Origin of the sequence: Zemynaea arenosa (genome assembly GCF_004614185.1) — a bacterium.
In the GTDB taxonomy this organism is placed as follows: Bacteria; Pseudomonadota; Gammaproteobacteria; order Burkholderiales; family Burkholderiaceae_D; genus Telluria; species Telluria arenosa.
Genome location: NZ_SPVF01000154.1, coordinates 1 through 2616 on the forward strand (window position 1 = coordinate 1; position 2616 = coordinate 2616).

4 protein-coding genes are annotated in these 2616 nt (G+C 70.6%); 2 read left to right on the forward strand and 2 right to left on the reverse strand.

Going from position 1 to position 2616, the window contains the following annotated elements; genetic code table 11:
• A partial coding sequence (locus tag E4L96_RS12525) for a tetratricopeptide repeat protein (protein WP_167758680.1) occupies positions 1-747 on the reverse strand: 747 nt, incomplete at its 3' end.
• Between the two features lie 112 nt (positions 748-859).
• Here E4L96_RS12525 and E4L96_RS12530 point away from each other — a divergent pair.
• On the forward strand, positions 860-1261 hold the full coding sequence (locus E4L96_RS12530) for a bacteriohemerythrin (protein ID WP_135207562.1): 402 nt from the start codon (positions 860-862) through the stop codon (positions 1259-1261).
• 13 nt (positions 1262-1274) lie between these two features.
• Positions 1275-1718 (forward strand): universal stress protein, encoded by a 444-nt coding sequence (locus tag E4L96_RS12535; protein ID WP_135207563.1) that lies wholly within the window; start codon positions 1275-1277, stop codon positions 1716-1718.
• Between the two features lie 7 nt (positions 1719-1725).
• Here the strand turns inward: E4L96_RS12535 and E4L96_RS12540 are convergent.
• Positions 1726-2616, reverse strand: an 891-nt coding sequence (locus tag E4L96_RS12540; protein ID WP_135207564.1) for an ABC transporter permease, incomplete at its 5' end; no start/stop codon positions are given.

Here is a 2616-nt window from a genome sequence, read left to right on the forward strand (position 1 = left end):
CTGCAGATGCGCGGCCGCGTGCCGCGGCGCGCGCCCGATTGCGCGCTCGGCCCACTCCAGCGCCGCCGCATGATCGCGCTGCTGCTGGGCCAGCGTCGCCAGGTTGACCAGGGTCTCCACGTGCGCACCATCGCAATCCAGCGCCCGCTCATAGCTGGCCAATGCTTCGCCCGCCTCCCCCAGCCGCTGCATGATCGCGCCCCGCGCGCACCACGCCTGCGCGGAACGCGGCTGCCACTGCAGGGAGGCCTCCACCACCTCCCGCGCCTCCGCCAGCTCGCCTGTGGTGAGCAGCGCCGCCGCCAGGTTCGCCAGCGCCTCCGGATAGCGCGGCTGCAACGCCAGCGCCCGCCGGTAGCGCGCAATGGCCTCATCCACCCGCCCCAGCCGGCGCAACGCATTGCCGCTGTTGGCGAGCGCCATTGGGTAATCCGGCCGCAGCGCCAGTGCCCGTTCATAGCTCGCCAGCGCGTCCTCGGTCCGGTCCAGGTCCTGCAAGGCCGCGCCCAGGTTGGAGTGCGCCGTCGCGTGCCCGGGATTCAACGCCAGGGCCTGCGCGATGCGTCCCACCGCCTCCTCTGCCCGCCCGCGCTGGCGCGAGCCCACGCCCAGCAGGTGCAGCGCCTCCACATGCTCCGGCACCTCCTGCAGCACCAGCTCGTACAGCGCCATCGCCGCCTCGACCTGCCCGCGCTGGTGCAAGCCCAGCGCTTCCTGGAGCAGCCGTTCTGTTTCGCGTCCATTCATGCCCGCCATTGTAGCGGGCAGCCTCGTTCAGTTTCTCTTTTGATCCAGATCATAGGAATCGCACGCGGCAAAGCGCGACACTGACTGATGACTGCCGCTGAAGGAGCCTGCGATGGAACCTGACCTCACCATGCCCCTGGCCACCGGCCTGGAGGAGATAGATGCTGACAACCGGCACCTGCTGACCACCCTGGACAGCGTGGCGCTGCTGGACTCCAAGCGTTTTCCCGCCGAATACAGCCGCCTGGTGGAACTGATCGAACGGGACTTCCGGCGCGAGGAACTGCTAATGGAGCGCATCGACTACCCGGCCGAACGCCAGCACCTGGAACAGCACGCCCGCGTGCTGGGCGGCCTGCACCGCGCCGAGGCTGCGCTGCTGCTGGGCGACAGCGCCCCGGCGCGCCGCTGTCTTCAACTGCTGCCGAAGTGGCTCGAGCTGCACATCGCCACCCAGGACGCGCCGCTGGCCCTGGCGGCAGAACTGGCCAGCGTCCCACCCCATCTGCCCTGACGAGGAGGTTCCCATGTTCCGCCATTTGCTGCTTCCCACCGACGGCTCGGCCGCCGCCGGCCGCGCGCTCTCCGATGCGCTCCAGTTCGCGCGCGATGCCGGTGCCCGCGTGACCATCCTGCACGTGGTCCCCGAGTTCCATGTATTCACCTACAAGACCGACATGCTGGAGGACACGCGCGCCGAATTCCTGCGCGACAGCGAAGCGCACGCCACGCGCCTGCTGGAGCAGGCCGCCGCCCAGGCGCGCACCGCCGGGGTGCCGTGCGAGACCCGGATGGCGCGTTCCGACCAGCCGCACGAAGCCATCACCGCCGCCGCGCGTGAGGGCGGTTGCGACCTGATCGCGATGGCGACCCACGGCCTGGGCGGCCTGCGCGGGATGCTGATCGGCAGCGTCACGCAGAAGGTGCTTTCCACCAGCCTGATCCCGGTGCTGGTGTACCGCACCGAGTAGCGGCCCCTCAGTCGTGCCGCAGGGCCTCGATCGGGTCGAGCCGAGCGGCGCGCCGGGCCGGCATGTAGCCGAACAGGACGCCGATCCCGGCCGCGAACACGAAGGCAGCCACATTGATCGCTGGGCTGAACAGGAATGGCACCTGCATCAGCCCGGCGAGCAGCCCGCAGGCGCCCGCGGCCAGCAGGACGCCGGCCAGGCCGCCCAGCGCGGCCAGCATCATCGACTCGATCAGGAATTGCAGCAGCACGTCGCGCTCGAGCGCGCCGATGGCCAGGCGCAGCCCGATCTCATGGGTGCGTTCGGTCACCCCGACCAGCATGATGTTCATGATGCCGATGCCGCCCACCAGCAGGCTGACCGCCGCCACCGCGCCCAGCAGCATGGTCATCACGCGGGTGGTGCCGGACAGGGTGTCGGCCAGCTGGCGCGTGTCGAGCAGGTTGAAGTTGTCGTCATCCTCCGCCGCCAGGCTGCGCCGCTCGCGCAGCAGCCGGGTCAGCCCGGCCTTGGCCGCATCGCTGTCGCTGCCATCGCGCAGCGACACCAGCAGGGAGTTCACACGCGTGTTGCCGGTCACGCGGCGCTGCACGGTGTGCAGGGGCAGCAGCACCAGGTCGTCCTGGTCGTTGCCCATGGCGCCCTGCCCCTTGGCCGCCAGCAGCGCCACCACCTGGCAGGAAAAACCCTTGATCCGGACCCGCTGGCCGAGCGGGTCCGCGCGCTCGAACAACTGGCGCCGCACGGTGGCGCCGAGCACGCACACGGCGGCGCCGGCCCGTTCTTCGGCCGCGTCGAACGGGCGCCCCGCGGCCAGCCTCCAGTTGCCGACCTGCAGCCAGTCATTGCCGCTGCCGACCACGCTGGTGGACCAGTTGCGCCCGTTCGCCACCACCAC